Source organism: Pseudomonas sp. KUIN-1, assembly GCF_009176725.1.
GTDB classification, from domain to species: Bacteria; Pseudomonadota; Gammaproteobacteria; order Pseudomonadales; family Pseudomonadaceae; genus Aquipseudomonas; species Aquipseudomonas fragariae.
In genome coordinates, this window is the sequence record NZ_AP020337.1 from 2,347,138 (window position 1) to 2,367,646 (window position 20,509).

Genomic DNA, 20,509 nt, shown 5'->3' on the forward strand with positions numbered 1-20,509 from the left:
GGGCCGGAAACAGGAGCGAGGGGGTTTGCCTACTTTGGCCCCATCAAAGTAGGTCGCCGAGGGGCGAAAAGGTGACCTGAGCCGAACCTCAATCCACCTGACAACGAAAAACCGTCAAAAGAGAGTCATCGGGTATTAGCCCTGTTCCTGGAGTCATTCAGGCTATTGCACAGGCAATCACGAGCCAGAAAACAGGCAAAAAAAAGCCGACCCGTTGCCGGGTCGGCTTTCAATAATCCCGGGGGATTATTACTTGCGGCTGGCTTTGTCCAACATGCGCAGAGCGCGCTCGTTGGCTTCGTCAGCAGTTTGCTGAGCTTTTTGAGCAGCAGCCATAGCTTCGTCAGCCTTGCGGTAGGCTTCGTCGGCACGTGCTTGCGAACGAGCTGCTGCGTCTTCGGTAGCGGTCAGACGAGCTTCGGTTTCTTTGGATACGCTGCTGCAACCGGTAGCCAGAACTGCGGCCAGAGCCAGAGCAGAGAATTTCAGAACGTTGTTCATCGTGTTCACCTTCAAGGAATTTTTTTTCAAATTAGTCATCTCTCGAAAATGAGAAAACGACCGGCGTACATAGTACCCATTGTTTGTAGTAAGTAAACGGACCCGGCGCAAGAAGCTGCTAAAATTCCTCGCTTTGAAAGCGTTCCGCGTTACTTCTCAAGCGTTCTGTACAAAAACTATCCACTTTAACCGGACCCCTGCCGTGCTGAAGCGTTCCGGACAGTTCATGCAAGACCATTCCTGATTGACTGTCGGTCGGCACATGAGCGTTTCCGGGTATTTTTACATCGAGCGCGCTTGAGCATAGTCGCTAATGGCGCCTACTATCTCAATGTGATGTCCGTCGAGATCGGCAGTGCCCTACCGGTGTCGAAAACAGGCACTGGGTGGCGTAGATGTTCCTTCGCCTGAAAAAGACCGGTAAGGTAGGGGTCAAATTCCAAGACCCGCGAGGAGTAGCGATGAGCGAGGCGTTGTCCATCCACCATGACGAAGTCGGCCACCATTTCGAAATCATTATCGACGGCCACCGTGCCTATCTGACCTATATGGATCTAGGCAAACAGACCCTGGACTTCTATCGGACCTTTGTACCGGACGCCTTGCGGGGTCGCGGAATTGCTGCGGCGCTGACCAAGGAGGCGCTCGATTATGCCGACAGCATGGGCTATTCGGTCATACCGTCCTGCTCTTATGTCGAGCGCTATATGGAACTGCATGATCTGCAGTCGCAGGCCGCCAAGCTCTGACGACTTCCAGCTACAGACCGTCAGTATGAAAAACGCCGAGCATTTGCTCGGCGTTTTCGTTCTTGCGGTGCTGTCGGTCAGGCAATTACTTGCGCTTGCGAGCTGGCAGCACATCCTTGAGTTTCGCGTGCATGCTGCGCAGGGTCTTTTCAGTGCTTTGCCAATCGATGCAGGCATCGGTAATCGACACGCCGTACTGCAATTCCGACAGGTCCTTGGGAATCGCCTGGCAGCCCCAGTTCAAGTGGCTCTCGACCATCAGGCCGATGATCGATTCGTTGCCTTCCAGGATCTGGTTGGCGACGTTTTCCATCACCAGCGGTTGCAGGGCCGGGTCCTTGTTGGAGTTGGCGTGGCTGCAGTCGACCATGATGTTCGGGCGAATGCCGGACTTGTTCAGCGCCTGCTCGCAGAGCGCGACGCTGACCGAGTCATAGTTGGGCTTGCCATTGCCGCCGCGCAGCACCACATGACCGTAGGCGTTGCCTTTGGTGGTCACGATCGACACGCCGCCTTCCTGGTTGATACCCAGGAAACGATGCGGGCTCGACACCGATTGCAAGGCGTTGATGGCAACCGTCAGGCCGCCGTCGGTACCGTTCTTGAAACCGACTGCCGAGGACAGGCCCGAGGCCATCTCACGGTGAGTCTGGGATTCTGTGGTGCGCGCGCCGATGGCCGACCAGCTGATCAGGTCCTGCAGATACTGCGGGGAGATCGGGTCCAGGGCTTCGGTGGCGGTGGGCAGACCCATCTCGGCCAGATCCAGCAGCAACTGGCGACCGATGTGCAGGCCATCCTGGATCTTGAACGAGTCATCCAGGTACGGGTCGTTGATCAGGCCTTTCCAGCCCACCGTGGTGCGCGGCTTCTCGAAGTAGACGCGCATCACCAGATACAGCGTGTCAGACACTTCCGCCGCCAGCGCCTTGAGACGCTCGGCGTACTCCTTGGCTGCCTTGAGGTCGTGGATCGAGCACGGGCCGATCACGATGAACAGGCGGTGGTCATGGCCATCGAGAATGTTGCGAATCACTTCGCGGCCCTGGCTGACGGTCTGCAGGGCAGCATCGGTCAGGGGGATGTCGCGCTTGAGCTGATCCGGAGTGATCAGAGTCTCGTTGGAGGCAACGTTGAGGTCGTCAATCGGTAAATCAGCCATCGTGTTACTCATCAGGTCGCGGGTACTGGCCGCCAACGGTCCCCCGTGCGGCGGTGTCCAGCTGGTTTGAGCGCAGCGGGGAGCCGAACCTTAGCGCGTTATCGCGCTGTTCGACAATAAGTAAACGAGGTATTGGCCAGGTCGTTGCCCGGGATGCGCTGCCTTATTGCAAGACAATCCGCTGCGACGGATAGTGTACGGCCGCAAATAGCGAGACAGTCAAGGGAGAGGTCATGAGTGTTGATTCCCGTGGTCCGCGCGTCGGCATCATTGGTACGGGTGCCATCGGTGGCTTTTACGGACTGATGCTGGCGCGTGCCGGATACGATGTGCATTTTCTGCTGCGCAGCGAGTTTGACACGGTGGCGCGCGAAGGTTTGCAGGTCAAAAGCGCCGTGCACGGCGAGCTGTCCCTCAAGCCCGTTCAGGCGTATCGCTCGGCGGCTGAAATGCCGCCTTGTGACTGGCTGCTGGTCGGCACCAAGAGCACCGGCAATGCCGCGCTCGGTCCGATCATCCGTCAGGTGGCTGCGCCGAATGCCAGCGTGCTGCTGTTGCAAAACGGCCTGGCTGTCGAAGACCAACTGCGTAACGTCCTGCCCGACAGCCTGCACATACTCGGCGGGCTGTGTTTCGTCTGCGTCAACCGGGTTGCGCCCGGCGTCGTCGCCCATGAAGCCTTCGGTGCGGTCAGTGTCGGCTATCACAGCGGCCCGGCGGACGATGAGGCGAGCCGCATGGCGGTCGTCGAAGCCTGCGCGGCCCTGTTCAAGACGGCCGGCATCGACGCGCCGGTCATGGCCAATCTGCAGCAGGCCCGCTGGCAGAAGCTGGTCTGGAATGTGCCCTATAACGGGCTGTCGGCCTTGTTGCAGACCAGTACCGGTCGATTGATGGCCGATCCTGACAGCCAGGCCTTGATCCGGGCGCTGATGGACGAGGTCGTGCAGGGGGCCGAGGCCTGCGGGCACACCTTGCCGCCGGGTTTCGCGCAGCATCTGTTTACAGTGACCGAAAACATGCCGGATTACAGGCCCAGCATGTACCACGACCTGGCCGAAAGACGCCCGCTGGAGCTGGACGCCATTTATGCCCGGCCCCTTGCGGCGGCGCTTGCCGCCGGGTTTGACATGCCCCGCGTGCGGGCGCTTTATCAGGCACTGGCGTTCATCGATCGGGGCAACCGCCCGGCAAGCAAGGAGTGATTCATGACAGAAGCTGAAGACCATAAGCTGGTACTGGCGATTTCATCGCGCGCACTGTTCGATCTGCGCGACAGTCATGAGTTGTACATGGCCGATGGCGTCGAGGCCTACCGCAAGTATCAGATCGAGCATGAGGACGAAATTCTCGCGCAGGGCGATGCGTTCCCGCTGGTGGAAAAACTGCTGAGCCTCAATGCCAGCCTGGAGAAGGCGCGCGTCGAAGTGGTGCTGGTATCGCGCAACAGTGCCGATACCGGCCTGCGGGTCTTCAACTCGATTCAGCATTACGGCCTCGACATCAGTCGCGCCGCCTTTGCCGGCGGGCGCAGTCCTTACCCGTATCTCGCAGCGTTTGGCTGCCACCTGTTTCTCTCCACCCATGCCGAGGATGTACGCAGCGCCCTGGATGCCGGGTTCGCGGCCGCGACCATCCTTTCGGGTGGCGCACGGCGTGCAGCCAGTGCCGAGTTGCGGATTGCCTTCGATGGCGACGCGGTATTGTTTTCCGACGAATCGGAGCGGGTGTACCAGAGCGGCGGGCTGGCGGCCTTTCAGGCCAGCGAGCGTGAGTGGGCTCGCGAGCCGTTACGCGGCGGGCCTTTCAAACCGTTTCTCGCCGCACTCAATCAACTGCAGCGCGAGTTTCCCGACGCGAGCTGCCCGATTCGCACCGCGCTGGTCACGGCTCGCTCGGCACCTGCCCATGAGCGCGTGATCCGCACCTTGCGCGAATGGGACATTCGTCTGGACGAGTCGCTGTTTCTCGGTGGTTTGCAGAAATCGGCCTTCCTTGAAGCGTTCGCCGCCGATGTGTTCTTCGACGATCAGCCCGGCCACTGCGAGAAGGCGCGTGATGTGGTGGCGACGGGGCACGTTCCACACGGCATCAGCAACGAAATAGTGCCGCTTGCCGACGGGGGCTGAGAAGTCCGCCGTCGCAGCCGATGATGCGCTGCTACGCTGAGTCAATCTCCGCCATTCGGGTTGTTCGGGAGGTTGTATGGTTCGTTCGATGCTGTATGCCGCAGACCTCGGTCTGTACGCGCCTTATGTAACGCAGCACGCGCTGGCGCTGGCTCGAACGTTCAACGCCGAGCTGTACGTCATCCATGTCGTCGAGCCTCTGGGCCTGTTCGCCGAGTCGGTGCTGCAGAGTTACCTGGGCGAGGAAGCGTTGAAAGAGCTTCGCGGCAAAGGTGTGAATGCATTTTTGAGTGGAATAGAGCAACGAATGCTCGACGGGTTTCGTGAAGAGTTGGGCGAAGGGCACTCGGACCTTTCCCTGATTCGTACGGTGCGCGTCGTGCAGGGCGAGCCTGCCAGCGTGATTCTCGAACAGGCGCACAAGCTGGATGTGGATTTGCTTGTGGTCGGCAGTCACAGCCGCAGCATGGAAGAGGGCTCCTCCATAGGCCGGACGGCTGCCAGGGTTCTGCAGTTTTCCGCTGTGCCGGTCTACATGGTTCCGATGATGTTGAAAAAGGTGCGGGGGTAGGGGAAAGGTCCAATTGGTGGTTTTAATGAAATCGAGCGTGCGATCACCTTACAAAGGTGATAAAAAGTTCTAGAATTATTCGTCTCACCATTAATCCAGTTATATACCGTCGCCGATACCCATAGGGTTTATCTGCTTTGAGGGATACATATGAAGCTCCAACAACTGCGCTACATTTGGGAAGTGGCGCACCACGACCTCAACGTTTCCGCGACGGCCCAGAGCCTTTACACCTCCCAGCCCGGCATCAGCAAGCAGATCCGTCTGCTTGAAGATGAACTGGGCGTCGAGGTTTTCGCCCGCAGCGGCAAGCACCTGACGCGTGTGACACCTGCAGGCGAGCGCATCATCACGACAGCGGGCGAGATCCTGCGCAAGGTCGAGAGCATCAAGCAGATTGCCCAGGAGTTCTCCAACGAGAAAAAGGGCACCCTGTCGATCGCCACCACCCACACCCAGGCGCGCTATGCCTTGCCGTCGGTGATCAGCAACTTCATCAAGCAATACCCTGATGTTGCGCTGCACATGCACCAGGGCTCACCGATGCAGATCGCCGAAATGGCCGCTGACGGGACGGTCGATTTCGCTATCGCCACCGAGGCGCTCGAGCAGTTCAGCGATCTGGTGATGATGCCGTGCTATCGCTGGAACCGTTGCGTTGTCGTGCCGCAGGGTCACCCGTTGACCAAGGCACCCAAGCTGACCCTGGAACTGCTGGCCGAATACCCGATCGTGACTTACGTCTTCGGTTTCACCGGTCGTTCCAAGCTGGATGAGGCGTTCAGCCATCGCGGGCTGGTGCCCAAGGTGGTGTTTACGGCGGCGGACGCCGACGTGATCAAGACCTACGTCAGGCTGAATCTGGGTGTGGGTATCGTGGCGAGAATGGCGGTAGACGAGGAAGTGGACAGCGACCTGGTGGTGCTCGATGCCAGTGATCTGTTCGAGTCCAGCGTTACAAAAATCGCTTTCCGTCGCGGCACTTTCCTGCGGGGCTTCATGTGCGATTTCATCGAGAAATTCGCGCCGCACCTGACCCGCGAAGTCATGGCCAAGGCGATTCAGTGCCATAACAAGCAGGAAATGGAAGAGCTGTTTGCCAATGTCGAGCTGCCGGTGCATTAGAGGCAGTTTTGAGCTACAAGCTGCAAGCTACAAGCTACAAGCTACAAGCTACAAGCTACAAGCCAGAGCCCTACGCGCTTTGACTTGAAGCTTGAAGCTTGAAGCTTGCCGCTCGCGACATTAGTCGCGCACTATCAGATTGCCCGCATGCAGCCCGCATTCCTTCTGCGTGGCTTCTTCCCACCACCAGCGACCTTCGCGCTCGTGCTGGTTCGGCAATACCGGGCGGGTGCAGGGTTCGCAGCCGATGCTGATGAAGCCGCGCTCGTGCAGGCTGTTGTAGGGCAGCTCCAGCATGCGGATGTAGCCCCAGATTTCCTCGCTGCTCATTTGTGCCAACGGGTTGAATTTGTACAGCGTGCGCTCGGCTGTCGAAAAAGCGCTGTCGATTTCCACTGCAGCAACGGCGCTGCGGGTGCCGGGGCTCTGATCACGGCGCTGGCCGGTTGCCCAGGCGCTGACGCCAGACAGTTTGCGACGCAGTGGCTCGATCTTGCGGATGCCGCAGCATTCGCCATGGCCGTCCCGGTAAAAGCTGAACAGGCCCTTTTCCTTGACGAAAGGTTCAAGCTTGCTGTGATCGGGCGAAACGATCTCGATCTCGATCTTGTAGTGCTCGCGGACCTGCTCGATGAAGCGATAGGTTTGCGCATGCAGGCGCCCTGTATCCAGGCTGAAGACCTTGACGTTCTTGTTCAGCTTCCAGGCCATGTCGACCAGAACCACGTCCTCGGCACCGCTGAAAGAGATCCACAGGTCGTCGCCGAAGTGCTCGAAGGCCAGTTTCAGAATGTCTTGTGCAGATTTGTTCGCATAGGTCGTCGCCAGTTCAGCGACGTCGAAAGGTTGGCTCATCAGGCGGCTTCCTAAAATGCAAGAGTGGCGCTTAAGCGCTCGTGATGGCGGCAATGGTAACAAAATCCGCTGTTCAGTGGCCGTTGCCAGCGGCTAGAGTGGCACTTGCGTCGAGAGTGAATGGTTTGAGGAGTGTGCTGTGGAAATTGCCTGCCTGGACCTGGAGGGTGTTCTGGTCCCGGAAATCTGGATCGCCTTTGCCGAGAAAACCGGCATCGAATCGCTGCGTGCCACCACGCGGGACATTCCCGATTACGACGTGCTGATGAAGCAACGCCTGCGGATTCTTGATGAGCACGGTCTGAAACTGGCGGATATTCAGGAAGTGATCGGTACTCTCAAGCCGCTGGAGGGCGCCGTGGAGTTCGTCAACTGGCTGCGCGAGCGGTTTCAGGTAGTGATTCTCTCGGACACGTTCTACGAGTTCTCTCAGCCACTGATGCGACAATTGGGTTTTCCGACCCTGCTGTGTCATCGCTTGATCACTGACGAGACCGACCGGGTGATCGGTTACCAGTTGCGTCAGAAAGATCCCAAGCGTCAGTCGGTGCTGGCCTTCAAGAGCCTGTATTACCGGATCATCGCTGCAGGCGATTCGTACAACGACACGACCATGCTGGGCGAGGCCGACGCCGGTATCCTGTTCCACGCCCCCGACAACGTGATCCGCGAATTCCCGCAGTTTCCGGCGGTGCATACTTTCGATGACCTGAAAAAGGAATTCATCAAGGCCTCGAATCGGGATTTGATGCTTTGAGGGCGAAGCCTCGGTTGCGCGCGACTGGAGACAGGTGACGCAGAGCGTCACGAAATGATCTGGCTATCGTGCCGACGCTCTGCGTCGGTATGCCGTTCTGGACGCTCTGCGTCCTCTTTGCAACGCAGAGCGGTTCACAGTGCTTCAAGCGTCTCCAGCAGTACACGGACTTTGGTGAAGGTTTCCTGATATTCCGCCTCGCAGTCCGAGTCGGCGACGATGCCGCCACCGCCCCAGCAGGAAATCTGTCCGTCCTTGACCAGCAGGCTGCGGATGGCGATCGAGCTGTCCATTTCGCCACGCACGTCCAGGTACATCAACGAACCGCAATACAGGCTGCGGCGGGTCGGCTCCAGCTCGTCGATGATCTGCATGGCGCGGATCTTCGGCGCGCCCGTGATGGATCCGCCAGGAAAGCTGCCGCCGATCAGGTCCAGTGCATCGTTGCCGGCGGCCAGCTCCCCGGTCACGCTGCTCACCAGATGGTGCACGTTGGGGTAGCTTTCGAGGCTGAACAGCTCTGGGACTTTCACCGAGCCGATGCGGCAGCTGCGGCCCAGGTCGTTGCGCAGCAGGTCGACGATCATCAGGTTCTCTGCGCGGTCCTTCTCGCTGGCCAGCAGTTCGGCGGCCAAGGCGGCATCCTGCGCCGGGTCCGCGCTACGCGGCCGTGTGCCTTTGATCGGGCGGGTTTCGACCTGCCGGGTGCTGACCCGCACAAAGCGCTCGGGAGAAAGACTCAGCATTGCATCGGCCCCCGGCAGGCTCAGGTAGCCGGCGAATGGCGTCGGACAAGCCGCTCGCAGCGCACGATAGGCGGCCCACGGGTCACCCACGCACTGCGCCTGAAAGCGTTGTGCAAAGTTGACCTGGTAGCAGTCACCGGCCTGGATGTAGGCCTGAATGCGTTCGAACGCCTGGCGATAGTTATCCGCGCTGATACTGGCCTGAAACGGCTGGCTGAGACGGAACTCCGTGCGCGGCTCAGGGATATCGACAGAGAACAGCTCAATCAGCCGTTCGCGTTCGCTTGCGGCCAGGGACGGGTGAAAAATCAGCTGGCTGGTCTGCTCCTGATGATCACTGATCAGCGCCCAGGCGTAGAGCCCCAGACGGGCCTCGGGCAGTTGCAGGTCGTCAATGGCCTGATCCGGCAACGGCTCCAGGCGTCGACCAAACTCATAACTCAGATAACCGATCAGGCCGCCAGCGAAGGGCAGCTCGCATCCGTCAGGCAGCTGCGCTGGGCCGAGGGCCTTGAGACTGTCGCGCAAGCGCTGGAGATAGGTCGCTCCGTTCTCACCATCGGCGACGGTCAGTTCCTGCAACGGCCATGCACTGAGCAGGTCATGTCGGCCCCGCACGGCTGCCGGCCTGCCGCTGTCGAGCAGCACCGCACCCGGCGCTTCGCGGATTCGCGCGAAGAACGCGATCGGGTCGGCGCTGTAGGGCAGGGGGTGTATCGAACAGATCGGCATCGTCGAATATCGGTCTTGGAAACGCGGCTGGCGATTGTAGCCTTGCCGATGCGGCAGTCCTAGCGGTATGTCGGTTCAGACGCCGGGCACATGACCGAACAGGTCCTGAACAAAGTCGACCCGCTCCTGCGCCGATTCCTGGCGTCCTTCGAGAGCCAGTTGCTCCAGACGCGCCTCGACGGCCTGAGTGCGATGGGTCAGGCCACTGTCGTTGGCGATCTGAATGTTCAGGCCGGGACGGGCGTTGAGCTCCAGAATCAGCGGGCCTTTGTCCTGGTCCAGCACCATGTCGACGCCGATGTAGCCGAGGCCGCACAATTCGTAGCACTCGGCGGCAAGCTTCATGAAGCCGTCCCAGTTAGGCAGCTGCACGCCATCCACCGAGTGGGTGGTGTCCGGGTGCTTGCTGATGATGTTGTTCAGCCAGGTGCCTTGCAGGGTAACGCCGGTGGCCAGGTCCACACCCACGCCGATAGCGCCCTGGTGCAGGTTGGCCTTGCCGCCTGATTGCCGGGTAGGCAAGCGCAGCATGGCCATCACCGGATAACCCATCAGCACGATGATGCGGATGTCCGGTACGCCTTCGTAGCTGATGCTTTTGAAGATCGGGTCCGGCACGACCCGGTACTCGATCAGCGCGCGGTCGCGGTGGCCACCCAGTGAATAAAGGCCGGTGAGGATGCTGGACACCTGATGCTCGATTTCCGAGTGGCTGATGATGCGTCCCGAGACGGTGCGAAAGCGCTCCTCGAAACGGTCGGCGATCACCAGAATGCCATCGCCGCCTGCGCCCTGTGCGGGTTTGATCACGAAGTCGCTGTGCGCGCCGATGATCTCGTCGAGCCTGTCGATTTCCTTTTCCGTGGAAATCACGCCGTACATCTCCGGCACATGAATGCCTGCGGCGATGGCCCGCTCCTTGGTGATGATCTTGTCATCGACGATCGGATAGAGGCTGCGCTTGTTGTACTTGAGCACGTAGTCGGCGTTACGTCGATTGATGCCCATGATGCCGCGGGCTTCGAGCGCCTTCCAGGTTTTCCACCAGCCGATCACTTGGCCTTTTCCTCTTTCAGGAATGCCTTGAAGCGCACCAGTTCGGTCAGCCGGTAGCCACGGTATCTGCCCATCGCCAGCATGAAGCCGACCAGTATCAGCAGCACTGCCGGGAAGGTGAAGACGAAATAGGTCAGTTCCGGCACGCTCATGATCAGGTGTGCCAGCGACGCGGCGAACAGCGTACCGATGGCGACCTTCATGGCATGGCTGCCGCCACGCTCTTCCCAGGTGATCGACAGGCGTTCGATGGTCATGGTCAGAATCACCATCGGGAACAGCGCAACCGACAGGCCGCGTTCCAGCCCGAGCTTGTGGCTGAACAGGCTGATGGCAGCGATCAGCACCACGACGAAGGTCAGTACCACCGACAGGCGCGGCAGCATTTGCAGTTTCAGGTGCTCCAGATACGAGCGCAGTGACAGGCCCAGCGCGGTGATCACGGTAAACAGGGCGATGCCGAAGCCCAGTTGTGTCTCCCGGAATGCCAGCGCGATCAGCACCGGGGTGAAGGTGCCCAGTGTCTGCAGGCCGATCAGGTTGCGCAGGATCAGGATGACCAGCACGCCAATCGGGATCATGACCATGATCATGAAGGTCTGCTGGGTCTGCAGCGGCAAGCCGTACAGCGAATAGGCCAGGAAGTCCGAATCGGTGCTGGCGTCGGTCAGTTTGGCGAGACGCATGGCGTTCATTTCACTGTTGTTGAGGCTGAACGTGACTTGCACCTTCTTGCCGCCCTCGACGCTGACCAGGCCTTCCTCGCCGGTCCACCAGAGCAGGCGATCGTCCGGCAGGCCGGCTTCGCCGGTGTCGGGATTGAAGTACAGCCATTCCTTGCCGTTGAAGCTGCGCAGCCAGAGTTCCGGTGTCTGCTGCTCGGCATCCAGGCGAATGGTGTGGGCTTTTTCCAGCGGTACGTGGGCGATCGACAGCAGCAGCTCGGTGACCCGGGCCTTGTTGGACGCCGAGTTATCACCGGCCAGCAGCAGTTTGACGTTATCGTCATTCAGGTTGTTGACGCGCTTGATGGCCTCGGTGATGAAGGTCTCAACGTCCGCCGAATGCTGGCGAATGGGTGCCAGCAACGCTTCGGCTGCGACCTTTTCCGGGCCTTCGACGGTCATGCTGTCGCGAAAGATAGGCCCTTTGACCTTGGGTTTTTCACCGCTGTAGCGCTTGGTCAGCACCAGTCGGTAGTACAGGGTCTGGTTGCCGGTGGCGCGACGGGCCGACCAGGTGACCTTGCGGTTGCCGTCGGCGCGGTTGACGCTGACGCCGTAATTGTTCGAGATGAAGCTTTCATTGAGGCTGATGTAGTCGTGGGCCAGCGGCGGCACGAACATCTGCACCTTCACCGAATCCTTGGGATTGGCGACGAATTCGACTTTGGCGTCGATGTTCCACAGATCATCGGTTTCGTCTTCGCTGACGGGTATGCCGAGCGCCAGTATCTGATAGGCCGTGATCGCGATGCCGAGAGTCACCAGGGCAGTGATCAGGATCTTCAGATGGAGTGTAAGAGAGCGCATGGATTTACTCTGCGTTTTGAGCGACGGAAGCGCAGCCGGGCTTCCCTGCCGCATATTTAAGACTTGGATCGACCAGCGCATCAAAGCGTTTCAAGGCTTCGGAGCCGATCAAAAGCGGGTATTGGAAAGCACTTCGGTCAGTCAAGTTCACTTCTATGGTGCGCAAAGATTCGCCCATGCAGATATCGAGGCTGATCACCGGGCGTGACGAATACCGATTGTCGTCATCCGGGTCGAGATCGTCGGCACGCCGCTTGATCTTGCTGACCCGCGCCAGGGGGCGTTCGATGGGGTGTACATGCTTGCTGTCGCTGGCCAGATAGAAGCGCACCCAGCTTTCACCATCGCGCTTGAAATGTTTGATGTCGCGGGCGCTCAGCGAAGCAGTCTTGGCGCCGGTGTCGAGCTTGGCGGCAATCTCGATATCGATTTCGCTCAGCCTGGCGTATTCGTTGAGGCCATAGACTGTCTTGTTGGCGGCCAGGGTCAGGCCGGGCAAAAGCAGAAGGCCGAGCAGTGTGGGGAGGGTAGTCAGTCTCATAAATCCTGGCGCGATGAGCGAACAACTTCAGGGTCAGGGCGCAAATGGAATTGACCTGATGATGGTAGGGCAGGCGGTTCGCAGGCGCTGGCTCCGCTGCGGAGCGCGCTGTACGGACGCGACGCATTCTAGCATGAAGCCCTGCGGCTGCCAGTGATCAACCTGCCTGGCTGTTCAGGTTGGTCTGTCGTGCAAGGGGTGCGCGTTTTGGCTGATTGTCGACAATGCAGGGTTTTGTTTTGACTGAGTGGCGAAATATGACTAGATTTAAGCGAATATGGTCATGAGGTGTCGACAATGCTGAAGGTGGTCGAAAAAACTATGACGGTTGCCGACGACTCGGAAACGCTCTCCGAGAACGTTTTTCGACGTATTCAATCGGCCATCGTGAAAGGCGAGATTGCTCCCGGCAGCAAGATTTCCGAGCCGGAACTGGCTCGCACCTATGGCATCAGTCGCGGGCCGCTGCGCGAAGCGATTCACCGGCTCGAAGGGCAGCGACTGGTGGTTCGCGTGCCGCATGTGGGCGCCCGGGTGGTCTCGCTCAGTCATGCCGAACTGATCGAACTCTATGAAATTCGCGAGTCACTGGAGGGGATGGCCTGTCGTCTGGCCGCCGAACGCATGACGCAGGCCGAAATCGATGAGCTGCGCGGCGTTCTGGATACCCACGAGCGCGATGCCGCCTTTCAGGCAGGTATCGGCTATTACCAGCAGGAGGGTGATTTCGACTTTCACTACCGCATCATTCAGGGCAGCGGCAATCGCACCCTCAGCCAGATGCTCTGCGGCGAGCTCTACCAGTTGGTGCGCATGTACCGCATTCAGTATTCCACCACGCCCAACCGGCCTCGTCAGGCCTTTGCCGAACATCACCGCATTCTCGACGCCATCGCCGACCGCGACGGTGAGCTGGCTGAATTGTTGATGCGTCGCCATATCGGCGCGTCCAGACGCAACATCGAACGCCACTATCAGGCGGCTTCCCAGACGACTTCCGACCGAGGTAAACAATGAGTCATGACAACAGCACTCCCGGCCAGCGTTTCCGCGATGCAGTTACCAGCGAGCAGCCGCTGCAAGTGGTCGGCGCGATCAATGCCAACCACGCACTGCTCGCCAGGCGTGCCGGGTTCAAGGCTATTTATCTGTCGGGTGGCGGAGTCGCTGCAGGATCTCTGGGCATTCCGGACCTGGGAATCACTGGGCTTGAAGACGTACTGATCGATGTGCGGCGCATCACCGACGTCTGCGATCTGCCGTTGCTGGTGGACGTCGACACCGGTTTCGGCTCTTCGGCTTTCAATGTGGCGCGTACCGTGCGCTCGATGATCAAGGCCGGGGCGGCGGCGATTCACATCGAGGATCAGGTGGGCGCCAAGCGTTGCGGGCACCGTCCCAACAAGGAAATCGTTTCTCAGCAGGAAATGGTCGACCGGATCAAGGCTGCCGTGGATGCCCGGACTGACGACAGCTTCGTGATCATGGCGCGTACCGATGCGCTGGCGGTTGAAGGGCTGGAGTCGGCCCTGGAGCGTGCCGCTGCCTGTATTGAAGCCGGTGCGGACATGGTGTTTCCAGAGGCCATCACCGAACTGGCGATGTACAAGCAATTCGCCAACCGCGCAGGCGTGCCGATCCTCGCCAACATTACCGAGTTTGGCGCCACGCCGTTGTTTACGGTCGATGAGCTGCGCGAGGCGGACGTCTCGCTGGTGCTGTATCCGCTTTCCGCATTCCGCGCGATGAACAAGGCTGCAGAAAATGTCTACGGCGCAATCCGCCGTGACGGCAGCCAGAAAAACGTGATCGACAGCATGCAGACGCGCATGGAGCTGTATGACGCGATCGATTACCACACATTCGAACAGAAGCTGGATGCGCTGTTTGCGCAGAAGAAGGGTTGATGCCTGTGAAATACCGGGCTTCTGGCCGCAGGCCGTAGGAGCGAACTTGTTCGCGAAAGGGTTGTTATATTCTCTGATAATGCAACGTTGGAATCACTATCTTCGCTAACAAGAGAAGCCTCGCTCCGTCCCATCACACAAGAACAAAATTGGAGAACACCATGGCTGAAGCAAAAGTATTGAGTGGTGCCGGGCTGCGCGGGCAGGTTGCCGGGCAGACGGCGTTGTCGACGGTGGGCATGGCCGGTGCCGGGCTGACCTATCGCGGCTATGACGTGCGCGATTTGGCTGCCGAGGCGCGTTTTGAAGAAGTGGCCTACCTGCTGCTGTGCGGCGAACTGCCCAATCAGGTCGAATTGTCTGCCTATATGGACAAGCTCAAGCGCCTGCGCGATCTGCCGCAGGCCCTGAAAGAAGTGCTGGAGCGCATACCCGCCGACACTCATCCGATGGATGTCATGCGCACCGGTGCTTCCATGCTCGGCACCCTGGAGCCGGAGCGCAGTTTCGATCAGCAGCGCGACTCGACCGACCGTTTGCTCGCAGCGTTCCCGGCGATCATGTGCTACTGGTATCGCTTCAGTCACGACGGCAAGCGTATCGACTGCACCTCGGCCGAAGACTCCATCGGCGGGCATTTTCTGCACCTGCTGCTCGACAAGGCGCCCAGCGAACTGCACCGCAAGGTCATGGACGTATCGCTGATTCTCTACGCCGAACACGAATTCAATGCCTCGACCTTCACTGCCCGCGTCTGCGCGTCGACCCTGTCGGACCTGTATTCCTGCGTCACGGCAGCCATCGGCACCTTGCGCGGCCCGCTGCACGGCGGTGCCAACGAGGCTGCAATGGAAATGATTCAGCGCTTCGCCTCGGCTGAAGAGGCAACCAAAGGCACGCTGGGCATGCTGGAGCGCAAGGAAAAGATCATGGGCTTTGGCCATGCGATCTACAAGGAGTCCGACCCGCGCAACGAGGTGATCAAGGGCTGGTCGAAGAAACTCGCCGACGAAGTGGGCGATACGGTGCTGTTCCCGGTTTCCGAGGCCATCGACAAGGTCATGTGGGAGCAGAAGAAACTGTTCCCCAACGCCGACTTCTACCATGCGTCGGCGTATCACTTCATGGGCATCCCGACCAAGCTGTTTACGCCGATCTTCGTCTGCTCACGCCTGACCGGCTGGGCCGCGCACGTTTTCGAGCAGCGCGCCAACAACCGCATCATTCGCCCGAGCGCCGAATACATCGGCGTCGAACAGCGCGCGTTCGTACCCCTGGAACAGCGCTAAAAGGGGGCAGGGGAGCCGCCGACGAGCTCCCCACCCGTATTCCGAACACTCCGTGATCGAGTCCCGCAATGAACAGTGAATTTCGCAAACCGCTCCCTGGCACCCGACTGGATTACTTCGACGCTCGGGCAGCCGTCGAGGCGCTCAAGCCCGGTGCCTATGCCACGCTGCCCTACACCTCGCGGGTGCTGGCCGAGAACCTGGTGCGTCGTTGTGATCCAGCGACCTTGAATGCCTCGTTGATGCAGCTCATCGAGCGCAAGCGTGATCTGGATTTTCCCTGGTTCCCGGCACGCGTGGTCTGCCACGACATTCTGGGTCAGACCGCGCTGGTCGACCTTGCCGGGCTGCGTGACGCGATCGCTTCGCAGGGCGGCGATCCTGCGCTGGTCAACCCGGTGGTTCCGGTGCAACTGATCGTCGACCACTCGCTGGCAGTGGAGTCCGACGGTAATGACCCGCAGGCGTTCACGAAGAACCGCGTCATCGAAGACCGTCGCAACGAAGACCGTTTTCACTTCATTGACTGGACCAAGCAGGCGTTCAAGAACGTCGAAGTCATCCCGCCGGGCAACGGCATCATGCACCAGATCAATCTGGAGAAAATGTCACCGGTGGTGCAGGTGCTCGATGGCGTGGCCTTTCCTGACACACTGGTGGGCACGGACAGCCACACGCCGCATGTCGACGCCCTGGGCGTGATTGCCATTGGCGTCGGTGGGCTCGAGGCCGAGAACGTCATGCTCGGGCGCGCCTCGTGGATGCGCCTGCCGGACATCATCGGCGTCGAACTGACCGGGCGCCATCAGCCAGGCATCACCGCCACTGACCTGGTGCTCGCGCTGACCGAGTACCTGCGTCAGCAGAAAGTGGTCGGTGCCTATCTGGAGTTTTTCGGCGCAGGTGCGTCGAGTCTGACCCTGGGCGACCGGGCGACGATCTCCAACATGGCGCCTGAATATGGTGCGACGGCAGCGATGTTTTCGATTGATTCGCAAACCATCGACTACCTGCGTTTGACAGGGCGTGAGGACGAGCAGGTCAAGCTGGTCGAGCTGTACGCCCGGCACACCGGTCTCTGGTCGGACAGCCTGAGCGAGGTGCGCTACGAGCGGGTGCTGAGTTTCGATCTGTCCAGTGTAGTGCGCAACATGGCCGGGCCCTCCAACCCCCATGCGCGGGTCGCCACCGCTGATCTGGCGGCCAGAGGGATTGCCGGGCAATGGGATGAGGTGCCGGGGCAGATGCCCGATGGCGCGGTGATCATCGCCGCGATCACCAGCTGCACCAACACCAGCAACCCGCGCAACGTCATTGCCGCCGGTCTGCTGGCCCGCAACGCCAACCGTCTGGGGCTGATGCGCAAACCCTGGGTCAAGTCATCGCTGGCCCCCGGCTCGAAAACCGTGGCGCTGTACCTGGATGCAGCAGGGCTGACCTCGGAGCTGGAGCAACTGGGTTTTGGCGTCGTGGCTTTTGCCTGCACCACCTGCAACGGCATGTCCGGCGCGCTCGATCCGCTGATCCAGCAGGAAATCATCGACCGCGACCTGTACGCCACGGCGGTCTTGTCCGGTAACCGCAACTTCGACGGGCGTATTCATCCCTATGCCAAGCAGGCCTTTCTGGCCTCGCCGCCCCTGGTGGTGGCGTATGCCATTGCCGGGACCATCCGCTTCGATATTGAAAACGATGTGCTGGGCGTCGCCGAGGGCCGGGAAATCCGTCTCAAGGATATCTGGCCGAGCGATGAAGAGATTGATGCCGTCGTGCAGGCATCGGTCAAGCCGGAGCAGTTCCGCCAGGTCTATATCCCGATGTTTGCCATCGAAGAACACATCGGGCCGAAGGTCGAACCGCTCTACGACTGGCGTCCGATGAGCACCTACATCCGTCGCCCGCCCTACTGGGAAGGCGCGCTGGCCGGAGAACGCACGCTCAAGGGCATGCGGGCGCTGGCCGTATTGCCGGACAACATCACCACTGATCACCTGTCGCCGTCCAACGCGATCATGCTCGACAGTGCGGCGGGCGAGTACCTGGCGAAAATGGGCCTGCCGGAGGAAGACTTCAACTCCTACGCGACCCATCGCGGCGACCACCTGACTGCCCAGCGCGCGACCTTTGCCAACCCGCAACTGGTCAACGAGATGGCAGTGGTCGATGGCAAGGTCAGAAAAGGCTCGCTGACCCGTATCGAACCCGAAGGCGTGGTCACGCGCATGTGGGAAGCCATCGAAACCTACATGGCGCGCAAGCAACCGTTGATCATCATTGCCGGTGCCGACTATGGGCAGGGCTCGTCCCGTGACTGGGCGGCCAAAGGTGTCAGGCTGGCGGGCGTCGAAGCGATTGCTGCAGAAGGGTTCGAGCGTATTCATCGCACCAACCTGGTCGGCATGGGCGTGCTGCCGCTGGAGTTCAAGCCCGGCACCAGCCGTCTGACCCTGGGCATCGACGGCAGCGAAACCTTCGATGTGATCGGCCAGCGCACGCCGCGCGCGACATTGACGCTGGTGATTCAGCGCCGTAACGGCGAGCGCGTCGAGGTGCCGGTGACCTGTCGTCTGGACACCGCCGAAGAGCTCTCTATTTATGAGGCGGGTGGCGTGTTGCAGCGTTTTGCTCAGGATTTTCTGGAGGCCGCTGCATCGTAGCTACGCTGGAGCGTGAGGAACGCCAAGCGTGCGCAAGAGCACTATCGTGCCCATGCTCCGCGTGGGCATGCAGTTCTGGACGCTCTGCGTCCGATTTTGAGCGCTCAGCGCGCTCATCGAACAGGACAACGAATTCATGGCTAACGCACCACAGATCCGCATCCCGGCCACTTACATGCGCGGCGGCACCAGCAAGGGGGTGTTTTTCAGGCTGACTGATCTGCCCGAAGCTGCACAGGTTCAGGGCGCGGCGCGGGATACGCTGCTGTTGCGGGTCATCGGCAGCCCCGACCCCTATGAAAAGCAGATCGACGGCATGGGCGGGGCGACGTCGAGTACCAGCAAGAGCGTGATTGTGTCGCGCAGCAGCAGGCCCGACCACGATGTCGATTACTTGTTCGGCCAGGTGTCCATCGACAAACCATTTGTCGACTGGAGCGGCAATTGCGGCAACCTGTCAGCGGCCGTGGGGCCATTCGCGATCACCAATGGTCTGGTCGACCCTGAGCGCGTTCCGCAGGACGGCGTGGCGGTGGTGCGCATCTGGCAGGCCAACATCGGCAAGACCATCATCGCTCACGTGCCGGTCAGCAACGGCGCGGTGCAGGAAACCGGCGACTTCGAGCTGGATGGCGTGACCTTCCCGGCAGCGGAAGTGCCACTGGAGTTTCTTGACCCGGCGGCGGACGAAGAGGGCGCGGGTGGCTCGATGTTTCCCACCGGCAATCTGGTGGATGATCTGCAGGTGCCCGGCATCGGCACTTTGAAGGCAACCATGATCAATGCCGGTATTCCGACGATTTTTGTCAACGCTGCCGACATCGGCTATACCGGCACTGAGCTGCAGGGCGATATCAACGCTGATCCGCAGGCGCTGGCCCGTCTGGAGGCCATTCGCGCCTATGGTGCGCTGCACATGGGCCTGATTGGCAGCATTGATGAAGCTGCCGCACGCCAGCACACGCCCAAAGTGGCCTTTGTCGCTGCGCCCGCCGATTACGTGGCGTCGAGTGGCAAGCCTGTCGCTGCGCAGGATATCGAGCTGCTGGTCCGCGCCGTGTCGATGGGCAAGCTGCACCACGCGATGATGGGCACGGCTGCGGTGGCCATCGGCACAGCGGCGGCCATCCCGGGCACGCTGGTCAATCTGGCCGCTGGTGGTCAGGCGCGCAGCGCAGTCAGCTTTGGCCACCCCTCCGGCACACTGCGGGTCGGCGCCCAGGCCGTTCAGGAGGGCGGTGACTGGAAAGTCACCAAGGCCCTGATGAGCCGCAGCGCCCGCGTGCTGATGGAAGGCTGGGTGCGGGTGCCGCAGCCAGGCGTCTGAGTCGTCGGTTTGACGGAATGACAGCAGCGTCTACTTGAAACGTCGCTCCACGCCTTTTTCGACCAGCACCTTGGCGGAGATTTCTTCCACCGAAAAATGCGTGGAGTTGATGTGTGCAATGTTCTCGCGGCGGAACAGGCTTTCCACCTCGCGCACCTCGAATTCGCACTGCGCGTAGCTGGAGTAGCGGCTGTTGGGCTTGCGCTCGTGGCGGATCGCGGTGAGGCGGTCCGGGTCGATGGTCAGGCCGAACAGTTTTTCGCGATGCTGCTTGAGCGCTGCAGGCAGTTGCAGCCTTTCCATGTCATCTTCGGTCAGCGGATAGTTGGCGGCGCGGATACCGAACTGCATGGCCATGTACAGACAGGTCGGGGTTTTGCCGCAGCGCGAGACGCCGACGAGGATGATATCGGCCTTGTCGTAATAATGCGTCCGCGCGCCGTCATCGTTGTCCAGCGCGAAGTTGACCGCCTCGATGCGCTCCATGTAATTGGAGTTATGCCCGATGGAATGCGATTTACCCACGGAGTAGGACGAGTGTGAACTAAGCTCCTGCTCCAGCGGGGCCAGGAAGGTCGAAAAGATATCGATCATGAAGCCATTGGACGTTGCCAGAATCTCGCGAATGTCCTGATTGACGATGGTATCGAAGATGATCGGCCGCACATCGTCCTTGTCGGCGGCATTATTGATTTGTTGTACCATCGCCCGCGCCTTCTCGACGCTGTCGATATAGGGCCTGGTGAACTTGTTGAAGGTAATGTTTTCAAATTGTGCCAACAGGCTCTGGCCCAGGGTTTCGGCGGTGATACCCGTGCCGTCCGAGATGAAGAAAGCGGATCGTTTCATTTTTGCCCCAGGCCTTAAGCAGTT

The 20,509-nt window shown here is 60.2% G+C and carries 19 protein-coding genes; 11 read left to right on the top strand and 8 right to left on the bottom strand.

Annotated features, from left to right (window positions below):
• Positions 1–249: 249 nt before the first annotated feature.
• Entirely contained in the window at positions 250–501 is a 252-nt protein-coding gene (locus KUIN1_RS10850; protein WP_003347084.1) for an Lpp/OprI family alanine-zipper lipoprotein, read from the bottom strand.
• Between the two features lie 461 nt (positions 502–962).
• On the opposite strand from KUIN1_RS10850, the gene KUIN1_RS10855 reads away from it, so the two are divergent.
• Positions 963–1,250, top strand: coding sequence for a GNAT family N-acetyltransferase (locus tag KUIN1_RS10855; RefSeq protein WP_003315710.1), 288 nt, complete (start codon positions 963–965; stop codon positions 1,248–1,250).
• 85 nt (positions 1,251–1,335) lie between these two features.
• On the opposite strand, the gene KUIN1_RS10860 is transcribed toward KUIN1_RS10855, so the two are convergent.
• On the bottom strand, positions 1,336–2,412 hold the full coding sequence (locus tag KUIN1_RS10860; protein WP_003406774.1) for a 3-deoxy-7-phosphoheptulonate synthase: 1,077 nt from the start codon (positions 2,410–2,412) through the stop codon (positions 1,336–1,338).
• 233 nt (positions 2,413–2,645) lie between these two features.
• Here KUIN1_RS10860 and KUIN1_RS10865 point away from each other — a divergent pair, with 233 nt between their 5' ends.
• The 4 genes from KUIN1_RS10865 to cysB all read left to right on the top strand — a co-directional run bounded on the left by KUIN1_RS10865 (position 2,646) and on the right by cysB (position 6,237).
• Entirely contained in the window at positions 2,646–3,617 is a 972-nt protein-coding gene (locus tag KUIN1_RS10865) for a putative 2-dehydropantoate 2-reductase (RefSeq protein ID WP_003406773.1), read from the top strand.
• Between the two features lie 3 nt (positions 3,618–3,620).
• A complete protein-coding gene (locus KUIN1_RS10870; protein ID WP_057457836.1) occupies positions 3,621–4,541 on the top strand; it encodes a 5'-nucleotidase in 921 nt (306 codons plus the stop codon).
• Between the two features lie 76 nt (positions 4,542–4,617).
• Positions 4,618–5,112: a universal stress protein gene (locus KUIN1_RS10875; RefSeq protein ID WP_003406771.1), complete on the top strand. Its 495-nt coding sequence runs from the start codon at positions 4,618–4,620 to the stop codon at positions 5,110–5,112.
• A gap of 150 nt (positions 5,113–5,262) precedes the next feature.
• On the top strand, positions 5,263–6,237 hold the full coding sequence (gene cysB, locus KUIN1_RS10880) for an HTH-type transcriptional regulator CysB (RefSeq protein WP_003406770.1): 975 nt from the start codon (positions 5,263–5,265) through the stop codon (positions 6,235–6,237).
• 120 nt (positions 6,238–6,357) lie between these two features.
• Here the strand turns inward: cysB and KUIN1_RS10885 are convergent, their stop codons facing one another.
• Positions 6,358–7,092 (bottom strand): phosphoadenylyl-sulfate reductase, encoded by a 735-nt coding sequence (locus KUIN1_RS10885; protein ID WP_003406769.1) that lies wholly within the window; start codon positions 7,090–7,092, stop codon positions 6,358–6,360.
• 139 nt (positions 7,093–7,231) lie between these two features.
• Between KUIN1_RS10885 and thrH the strand changes: the two genes are divergently transcribed.
• The gene (thrH, locus tag KUIN1_RS10890; RefSeq protein ID WP_024640703.1) at positions 7,232–7,849 is read left to right on the top strand and encodes a bifunctional phosphoserine phosphatase/homoserine phosphotransferase ThrH; all 618 of its coding nucleotides are present in this window, start codon (positions 7,232–7,234) and stop codon (positions 7,847–7,849) included.
• 134 nt (positions 7,850–7,983) lie between these two features.
• On the opposite strand, the gene pabB is transcribed toward thrH, so the two are convergent.
• The 4 genes from pabB to rloA form a co-directional block, all read right to left on the bottom strand.
• On the bottom strand, positions 7,984–9,327 hold the full coding sequence (pabB, locus tag KUIN1_RS10895; protein ID WP_116886879.1) for an aminodeoxychorismate synthase component I: 1,344 nt from the start codon (positions 9,325–9,327) through the stop codon (positions 7,984–7,986).
• A 75-nt stretch (positions 9,328–9,402) separates the two neighbouring features.
• Positions 9,403–10,380: an alpha-L-glutamate ligase-like protein gene (locus KUIN1_RS10900; RefSeq protein WP_161632394.1), complete on the bottom strand. Its 978-nt coding sequence runs from the start codon at positions 10,378–10,380 to the stop codon at positions 9,403–9,405.
• A complete protein-coding gene (gene rloB, locus KUIN1_RS10905; protein ID WP_024650843.1) occupies positions 10,380–11,915 on the bottom strand; it encodes an osmotic stress tolerance membrane protein RloB in 1,536 nt (511 codons plus the stop codon). Before rloB ends, KUIN1_RS10900 begins: the two co-directional genes overlap by 1 nt.
• 4 nt (positions 11,916–11,919) lie before the next feature.
• Positions 11,920–12,456, bottom strand: a complete 537-nt coding sequence (rloA, locus tag KUIN1_RS10910) for a retropepsin-like aspartic peptidase RloA (RefSeq protein ID WP_003406755.1) — start codon at positions 12,454–12,456, stop codon at positions 11,920–11,922.
• Positions 12,457–12,753: 297 nt separating this feature from the next.
• Here rloA and KUIN1_RS10915 point away from each other — a divergent pair, with 297 nt between their 5' ends.
• The 5 genes from KUIN1_RS10915 (at position 12,754) to prpF (ending at position 19,636) form a co-directional block, all read left to right on the top strand.
• Positions 12,754–13,473 carry a GntR family transcriptional regulator gene (locus KUIN1_RS10915; protein WP_003392922.1) on the top strand — a complete coding sequence of 240 codons (720 nt, stop codon included), beginning with the start codon at positions 12,754–12,756 and terminating at the stop codon, positions 13,471–13,473.
• Positions 13,470–14,363 carry a methylisocitrate lyase gene (gene prpB, locus KUIN1_RS10920; protein WP_011267426.1) on the top strand — a complete coding sequence of 298 codons (894 nt, stop codon included), beginning with the start codon at positions 13,470–13,472 and terminating at the stop codon, positions 14,361–14,363. Before KUIN1_RS10915 ends, prpB begins: the two co-directional genes overlap by 4 nt.
• Before the next feature lie 161 nt (positions 14,364–14,524).
• Positions 14,525–15,652: a bifunctional 2-methylcitrate synthase/citrate synthase gene (gene prpC, locus KUIN1_RS10925; RefSeq protein ID WP_057458530.1), complete on the top strand. Its 1,128-nt coding sequence runs from the start codon at positions 14,525–14,527 to the stop codon at positions 15,650–15,652.
• A 68-nt stretch (positions 15,653–15,720) separates the two neighbouring features.
• Positions 15,721–18,309: a Fe/S-dependent 2-methylisocitrate dehydratase AcnD gene (gene acnD, locus KUIN1_RS10930; protein WP_103754022.1), complete on the top strand. Its 2,589-nt coding sequence runs from the start codon at positions 15,721–15,723 to the stop codon at positions 18,307–18,309.
• 136 nt (positions 18,310–18,445) lie between these two features.
• The gene (gene prpF / locus KUIN1_RS10940) at positions 18,446–19,636 is read left to right on the top strand and encodes a 2-methylaconitate cis-trans isomerase PrpF (protein ID WP_152091980.1); all 1,191 of its coding nucleotides are present in this window, start codon (positions 18,446–18,448) and stop codon (positions 19,634–19,636) included.
• Positions 19,637–19,666: 30 nt separating this feature from the next.
• Here prpF and ppsR read toward each other — a convergent pair whose 3' ends face one another.
• Positions 19,667–20,485: a posphoenolpyruvate synthetase regulatory kinase/phosphorylase PpsR gene (gene ppsR / locus KUIN1_RS10945; RefSeq protein WP_003347114.1), complete on the bottom strand. Its 819-nt coding sequence runs from the start codon at positions 20,483–20,485 to the stop codon at positions 19,667–19,669.
• Positions 20,486–20,509 lie beyond the last annotated feature (24 nt).

Bases quoted from the DNA above. Each gene is read 5' to 3' on its own strand.
- KUIN1_RS10850 (WP_003347084.1), bottom strand. From the start codon at position 501: ATGAACAACGTTCTGAAATTCTCTGCTCTGGCTCTGGCCGCAGTTCTG.
- KUIN1_RS10855 (WP_003315710.1), top strand. From the start codon at position 963: ATGAGCGAGGCGTTGTCCATCCACCATGACGAAGTCGGCCACCATTTC.
- KUIN1_RS10860 (WP_003406774.1), bottom strand. From the start codon at position 2,412: ATGGCTGATTTACCGATTGACGACCTCAACGTTGCCTCCAACGAGACT.
- KUIN1_RS10865 (WP_003406773.1), top strand. From the start codon at position 2,646: ATGAGTGTTGATTCCCGTGGTCCGCGCGTCGGCATCATTGGTACGGGT.
- KUIN1_RS10870 (WP_057457836.1), top strand. From the start codon at position 3,621: ATGACAGAAGCTGAAGACCATAAGCTGGTACTGGCGATTTCATCGCGC.
- KUIN1_RS10875 (WP_003406771.1), top strand. From the start codon at position 4,618: ATGGTTCGTTCGATGCTGTATGCCGCAGACCTCGGTCTGTACGCGCCT.
- cysB (WP_003406770.1), top strand. From the start codon at position 5,263: ATGAAGCTCCAACAACTGCGCTACATTTGGGAAGTGGCGCACCACGAC.
- KUIN1_RS10885 (WP_003406769.1), bottom strand. From the start codon at position 7,092: ATGAGCCAACCTTTCGACGTCGCTGAACTGGCGACGACCTATGCGAAC.
- pabB (WP_116886879.1), bottom strand. From the start codon at position 9,327: ATGCCGATCTGTTCGATACACCCCCTGCCCTACAGCGCCGACCCGATC.
- rloB (WP_024650843.1), bottom strand. From the start codon at position 11,915: ATGCGCTCTCTTACACTCCATCTGAAGATCCTGATCACTGCCCTGGTG.
- rloA (WP_003406755.1), bottom strand. From the start codon at position 12,456: ATGAGACTGACTACCCTCCCCACACTGCTCGGCCTTCTGCTTTTGCCC.
- KUIN1_RS10915 (WP_003392922.1), top strand. From the start codon at position 12,754: ATGCTGAAGGTGGTCGAAAAAACTATGACGGTTGCCGACGACTCGGAA.
- prpB (WP_011267426.1), top strand. From the start codon at position 13,470: ATGAGTCATGACAACAGCACTCCCGGCCAGCGTTTCCGCGATGCAGTT.
- prpC (WP_057458530.1), top strand. From the start codon at position 14,525: ATGGCTGAAGCAAAAGTATTGAGTGGTGCCGGGCTGCGCGGGCAGGTT.
- acnD (WP_103754022.1), top strand. From the start codon at position 15,721: ATGAACAGTGAATTTCGCAAACCGCTCCCTGGCACCCGACTGGATTAC.
- prpF (WP_152091980.1), top strand. From the start codon at position 18,446: ATGGCTAACGCACCACAGATCCGCATCCCGGCCACTTACATGCGCGGC.
- ppsR (WP_003347114.1), bottom strand. From the start codon at position 20,485: ATGAAACGATCCGCTTTCTTCATCTCGGACGGCACGGGTATCACCGCC.